We start from the raw sequence: 6,828 nt of genomic DNA, 5'->3' as shown, positions 1-6,828 counted from the left end.
CGGCCGGTGTACTCTGAACTCGCGCTGGTAAGCTCTTCTCGTCGCACACACGACGACGCCTCGTCGGTTGGATTCAGCGGATACTCCCTTGAAGCGGCCGAGATCATCGAGAACCTGAAATAACACTCGGTAAACCGCGGAGTTGCCGTTCAGCCCGATCCCGCAGCCCACCAGCAGAGCTGGCACGAAGGGTCACCAAGCCGACGATGGCGCCGTTACAAGCGCCTTACCTGACTATTTTAGTCGGTTTTAATCCGGGATGCCTGTTATACTCAAATGGAGCCTATTGAATATGCTGTCACTGGAGGGCGTGTCCAATCGGCACCACATCTAAGAGATCACCATCGATCAAAATCTTTGACAATTGTGGTGCGGGAGGCCGAATAGAGGAGTGACTGCTGTGCCTGCCGCCCCCGATTGCCACTGGATGTCCGATCTCTGCGATGCGTTGATGTTGCTCGACGGTGAGGGCACCGTACACCGCTGGAGTGACGGGGCTGAGTTCATGTTCGGTTATACGGGCGCCGAAGCCGTAGACGCGTCGATGGACGAACTGGTGGTGATTCAGGATCGCAGGGACGAACAGCGTCGTTTTATCGCGGATACCCTCTTGCGCGGTCACGACACTTTCGAGACGCTCAGGCGCAGAAAGGACGGCACCCTCATTTACGTGGACATCACCGGCAAGGTGGTGAATCCATCCACGACGCCAACGGAACAGCGGCTACTGTTCTCGGAGAAGGACGTGACCTCGCTCAAGGTCGAGCGTGACAGCAAGACGCTCGAGGCCCGTTTCCGCGAACTGCTCGAGTCGACCCCAGACGGCATCGTCATCGTCAATCCCACCGGGCACATCCTCATTGCCAACAGTCAAGCCGAGCGCCTGTTCGCTTACGGACCCGGTGAGATGCGCGCCACAGTCGTGGAACGACTGCTCCCTGAGCGTTTTCGCGCCGCGCACAAAGGGCATCGCGCGCATTATTTCGCGCAGCCGCGCACACGCTCCATGGGGGCAGGCCTGGAACTCTACGGCTTGCGCAAGGACGGGACCGAGTTTCCCGTCGAGATCAGCCTGAGTCCGATCAGAACGGAAGAGACGCCGCTGGTGATGAGCGCCATTCGTGATGTGAGCGAACGCAAGCTTTTTGAACAGGCACTGCGGGAGAAGAATATCGAACTGGAAAAGGCCAACCTGGCGAAGGACCGTTTTCTTGCCAGCATGAGCCACGAACTGCGCACGCCACTCAATGCGGTGATCGGATTCACCGGCACGCTGCTGATGAAATTGCCGGGTGATTTGAACGACGAACAGACCCATCAACTGGAGATCGTGCGCAGCAACGCCATGCATTTACTCTCCCTGATCAATGACTTGTTGCACTTGGCCAAGATCGAGGCGGGCAAGATCGAACTGAACCGCGAACCAACGGACTGCTGCACTCTGCTGAATGAAGTCGCCGCATCCCTTGAGCCCCAAGCCCTGGCAAAGGGACTGGCGTTGATCGTTGATGTGCCACCCGGGCGCGTGGTTGTTGACACCGACCGGCGCGCACTCAACCAGATCTTGCTGAATCTGGCCAACAATGCGATCAAGTTTACCGCTGCGGGCCACGTGCGCCTTGAACTGTTGGCCCATGAATCGGGCGCACGGCGCGGGATCCAATTTGCCGTCGAGGACACCGGTCCAGGCATGAGCGAAGACGAACAGGCGGCGTTGTTCGGCGCATTCGTGCAGGGGCAGGCCGCAAAGCACAAAGGGGTCGAAGGAACCGGACTCGGTCTGCACCTGAGTCGCAAGCTGGCTGAACTGCTCGGGGGCCAGCTGAACTGTCATAGCATTCCCGATCAGGGGAGCCGATTCGTCCTCAGCCTGTGGGAGGCTTCACCATGAGCGCTCGAATCCTCATCGCCGAAGACCACCCCGCCAGCCTCGAGCTGATGTCCTATCTGCTACGCGCCCACGGCTACGATATCCTGCCCGCCGAGAATGGCGAGATCGCGCTGGCGCTCGCGCACAGTGAGCGCCCGGACCTGATCCTCTGCGACCTTCAAATGCCCGCAAAGACCGGGTTTGAGGTCGCAGAGGCCGTCAAGAGTGACCCTCGGACGAAGGACATTCCGCTGATTGCGGTCACCGCCTTCTCGATGTTGGGTGACCGCGAAAAGGTCCTGGCTGCCGGATTCGACGATTATTTCTCCAAACCCATCGATGCCACCTGCTTCGTGCGAGACCTCGAACAGCATCTTCCACCCTCCCTACTCGCCACTCGCCTGCCTCGCGCGACGCGCAATGGAACCTAGTCATGGCCAAGATTACCGTCGTTGATGACGTCGCGGTCAACCGAGAGCTACTCACCACCATCCTGCACGCGCAGGGTCACTGCATTTCCGAAGCCGACAATGGCGCGACCGCCTTGCAGGTGGTGCGCGACGAGCGACCGGATCTGATCATTTGCGACATTCTGATGCCGGACGTCGATGGTTTCGAATTCGTGCGCCGCCTGCGTACGGAGGCCAACGTCGCACACATCCCGGTCATTTTCTGCACGGCGCATTTCCTCGAACCGGAGGCACGGCAACTGGCCGACGTCTGTGGTGTGAGCAAAGTATTGATCAAACCAATCGACCCTCAGGAACTGATTCGCGTCGTCACGGCGATCATTGAAGAAGGGCCGCAAGAGGCACCGCAAGCGCCGTTGCCGGGCCGTGATTTCGACCGCCAGCACCTCCACCTCGTCAGCAGCAAACTGTCCGAGAAGGTCGACGAGTTGCAGATCGCCCACGACCGCCTGGCCGCGCTGGTCGAGCTTAACCTACAACTGGCGTCCGAGCACGACAGGACGCGTTTGCTGGCACATGCATGCAGTGGTGCGCGGGCATTGACGGGTGCGGAATACTGCACGATTGCCGTGCAGCAGTCCCATGACATGCCGGTCCATATCAGTCACAGCGGAATCGACCCGGACGTCCTGGCGGCCATCGACCCGGTGAGCGTGGATCACGGGGAGCTCGGTCGGGTCTATCGCGATGATCAGGTGCTCAAGACGCGTGTTGCCCAAGGGCAGGACTTTGACAGCGGTCTTCCGGCCGGCTACCCCGCACTGCGCGAATTGCTTGCGGCATCGGTCAAGTCGCCATCTGCCCGGTATGGCTGGGTGGTGCTCAGCAATTCACAAGACCGTGGCGGATTCGCTCAGGCGGATGTCGAACTGATCAAGATCCTCGGCGCGCAGACCGGGCGCATGTACGAGAACGGGTGCCTGTTCACGAGAATGCAGCAATATGCCGACGAACTCCAGGCCGGAATCATTGAGCGCGAGCGCGCCCGGCAAAGCCTTGCTGCCCAGTGTGAGGTCGCCAGGATACTCAACCAGGCCACCCGCCTTGAAGACGCCGCACCGCGGATCCTCAGGGCGATATGCATCGAGCTCGGGTTTTCGGCTGCCACCTTGTGGTCCGTCGATCTTCGGGATCACGTACTCAAGTGCGTCGACGTTCACTGCGAATCGGACGAGCAGTGCGGCGATTTTGTCGCACAGTCGCGAGCCATGACACTGGCTCCGGGCATGGGCTTCCCGGGCACAGCCTGGGCAAGCGGATCACCGCACTGGTCCCAGGATCTTGAGGCAAGCACGGGTTTCGTGAGGGGACAAGCCGCACGCGATGCAGACCTTGCCTCCGGTGGTGCGGTCCCGATCGTGGTCGGCGGTGCGGTGATCGGCGTGCTCGACGTGTTCAGTCGCGACCACCTTGAACTGGATGTGCGCTTGGCCGACACCCTGGTGACGCTGGGCACCCAGATAGGCCAGTTTTTTGAACGCACTACCCAACATAGAAGAATTCTGCGGCTCACGCGCGTTTATGCAGTGCTGAGCGGTATCAATTCGGCAATCGTGCGCATTCACGATCGCGCGCAGTTGTTCAAGGAAGCCTGTCGCATCTCCGTCAACGAGGGTCAGTTCGGAATCGCTTGGATCGGTGATGTGGATCAGGCAACCGGGGAGGTGATTCCGGTGGCATGGGCGGGCGTGGATGACGCAATCGGTGCGGACAGGCTCTCGTTCCGACACGACGTCGCGGCCGGACAGGGCGCGGTGGGAGAGGCCCTGCGCACTGGGCAACCCTGTTTCATTGATGACCTGATCGCGCATCAACCGGTGGGCAGGCGACGTGAGGAGGCGCTGCGGCGTGGTTACCAGTCCTTGGTTGCACTCCCTTTGGTGGTTGGGGAAAAGGTGGTTGGCGTCATGGTCCTCTACGCCCATGAGCGTGCGTTTTTCATTGATGAGGAACGCGCACTGCTGGAAGAGCTGGCCAATGATGTGTCGTTTGCGCTGGAATACATCGGCAAACAAAACCTCATCTCCTACCTGGCATACTACGACGCATTGACCGGTCTTCCGAATCGGGCACACCTGACCGACCGGCTCGGCGTGGCGCTGCAGGCGGTTCGTCACCATCCGGATGAGCGGATCGCTGTCGTGCTGTGGGACCTGAACCGTTTCAGTAGCATCAATGATACCTTTGGACGCCAAGTTGGAGACAACGTATTGCGGGAAATGGCGCGGCGTCTCGCTCAGGCCTGGCCGGACAAGAGCGATGTAGCACGCATCACGTCCGACCAGTTCGCTGCCGTCATCAGCGGTCGGCACGAACTGGGCGACATTGCACGATTGATAGAGGGCACCGCCAGCGACGTGCTCGCACCACCGATGGCGGTCGGCGGACACGAACTGCGCATCGACGCGTCGGCCGGAATCGCCGTCAGCAATGGCATCGCCGACGCCGATGTGCTGATCCGCAACGCCGAGGCCGCGCTGCGTAAGGCGAAACGATCCGGAGCAAGGTATCTGTTCTACGACCCGGAAATGAACGCCCTGATCGCCGGCACGCTCATGCTCGAAAACAAGCTGCGGCTGGCACTCGAACGCGACGAATTCGTGCTTCACTATCAGCCCAAGATCAACAGCATGACCGGACGGGTGACAGGACTGGAGGCGCTCATCCGCTGGCATGATCCCGAGAATGGCATGGTGCCACCTGGGAGCTTCATCCCGCTGCTCGAGGAAACCGGGATGATTATTCAGGTCGGTACCTGGGTGATTCACCAGGCGCTTGCCGATGCCCGCCGCTGGCAGGCCGAGGGCGTCAGGCCGCCACGTATCGCTGTCAATGTTTCGCCATTGCAGCTGCAGCAGACCGACTTTGTCGACCGGGTCGAGCACGCGCTGAGCGCCGCCGGACGTGAGCACCCGGGACTCGATCTGGAGATCACGGAGAGTCTGATCATGACGGACATGGAGGGTACGATACGGAAACTCTCGGACATCCAGCGCATGGGTGTCGAGATTGCGATTGATGACTTCGGCACCGGCTATTCGTCATTCGGATACCTGGCAAGACTACCGATCAATGCACTGAAGATCGATCGATCGTTTATTGCCACGATGGCGGTGGCCCCCAAGGGGATGAGCATCGTCTCGACGATCACTTCTCTTGCTCATTCACTGGATGTGAAGGTCATCGCCGAGGGCGTGGAGACCGAGGATCAGGCGGCTTCCTTGAGGCGTTACCACTGCGACGAGTTGCAAGGCTTCCTGATCAGCCGACCGCTGCCGGCAGAACAAGTGCCTGGGTTTCTGCACAAGTGCTGCTCAGAACCATCCAGCGCCCGAAGCTCGTACGGGTAGTAGCCCGCAGCTTCTCGCAAAGGTCGCAGAGGGGCCTCCGCCGGGTTCGCCATCGCGCAGCCGTCTTCCGGACGGCCACCGTGCCGACAAACCCTGCCGGAAAGTCTTACACTTTAGCCGGTGATTCGCGCAGATGCCGCTGCAGCTTGGTGATTTCTGAAAGAAAACAGTCAAGGAAATCTTCAAATCCATCTGCTAGGTTAAGTTGAGGGTCAACATTGATCCGAACTGAGCCCAAGGAGATGTCATCGTGGACAACCTGATCAAGCGCCGTTATCCAGAAGATCCCGATGAAATTCAGCCGCGGCAGACGTTGGACAGCGGAACTCCGTCCATCCGACGAATATCCGGCAGGGCGCCCCTGCGATGGCTTTCGGAGGGATGGAAAGATCTTTGGCGGGCACCGGTGGGATTGGTTCACGGGTTCCTGGTCACCGCCTTCGGGCTGGGGATTCTCTGGCTCACTTGGGGCCACCCATGGCTCACCATGGCGCTGCTATCCGGGTTTCTGCTGGTGGGTCCCGCATTGGCGGTGGGGGTTAACGAACTCGCTCGCCGACTCGAACACGGGGATCGGGATGACCTGGGCATCGGACAAAGCCTCGGAGCCGTACCGGCACTGGGTTCTTCCCTATGGTTGTTCGCGGCACTGCTGGCTGTCATGTTTCTGTTCTGGACCGGCTACATGGCCCTCTGGATCGGCGTGATGAATGTCGGTGCCCTTGGCCGACCGGAGAGCCTGGGAGAATTGCTCGGCACGATGCTGGCCAGTTTCCGGGGCATCATTTCCCTGATCGGGGTCGTGGTGGCCGGTGCCGCTTTGGCCGTCGCCGCCTTCGCGCTTGGTGTGGTCACCGTACCCGCCATGCTGGATCGCCGCGCGGGGACTGTGGATGCCATGGCGATCAGCTTGAAGGCATTTAGCCGTAACCCCGGCCCGATGCTGATTTGGGCGGCACTGATCACCGCGCTGTTCGGCTTGTCCGTGCTGACCGCCCTCGTCGCGCTGATCGTGGTCTTTCCCTGGATCGGTTTCGCCATGTGGCATGGATACCGTGACATGGTGGCCCACGACGACGACTCGATACCTCCCGACGCGCCAAACCCCATCGGGGCGTAGAAAGTAGTCCCTGTGGCC

At 60.4% G+C, this 6,828-nt stretch carries 4 protein-coding genes; all 4 read left to right on the top strand.

Annotation, left to right across the window (positions count from 1 at the left end):
- Nucleotides 1-400 precede the first annotated feature (400 nt).
- Nucleotides 401-1,891: a PAS domain-containing sensor histidine kinase gene (locus tag LQ956_RS11225; RefSeq protein ID WP_238630016.1), complete on the top strand. Its 1,491-nt coding sequence runs from the start codon at nucleotides 401-403 to the stop codon at nucleotides 1,889-1,891.
- Nucleotides 1,888-2,301: a response regulator gene (locus LQ956_RS11220; RefSeq protein ID WP_238623480.1), complete on the top strand. Its 414-nt coding sequence runs from the start codon at nucleotides 1,888-1,890 to the stop codon at nucleotides 2,299-2,301. The genes LQ956_RS11225 and LQ956_RS11220 overlap by 4 nt, the downstream gene beginning before the upstream one ends.
- 2 nt (nucleotides 2,302-2,303) lie before the next feature.
- The gene (locus LQ956_RS11215) at nucleotides 2,304-5,690 is read left to right on the top strand and encodes an EAL domain-containing protein (protein WP_238630015.1); all 3,387 of its coding nucleotides are present in this window, start codon (nucleotides 2,304-2,306) and stop codon (nucleotides 5,688-5,690) included.
- 250 nt (nucleotides 5,691-5,940) lie between these two features.
- Nucleotides 5,941-6,810 (top strand): DUF2189 domain-containing protein, encoded by an 870-nt coding sequence (locus tag LQ956_RS11210; protein ID WP_238621494.1) that lies wholly within the window; start codon nucleotides 5,941-5,943, stop codon nucleotides 6,808-6,810.
- Nucleotides 6,811-6,828: the final 18 nt, after the last annotated feature.

Origin of the sequence: Ectothiorhodospira lacustris (genome assembly GCF_022227845.1) — a bacterium.
GTDB lineage: Bacteria > Pseudomonadota > Gammaproteobacteria > Ectothiorhodospirales > Ectothiorhodospiraceae > Ectothiorhodospira > Ectothiorhodospira lacustris.
This window is presented reverse-complemented; position numbering and strand designations above follow the sequence as displayed.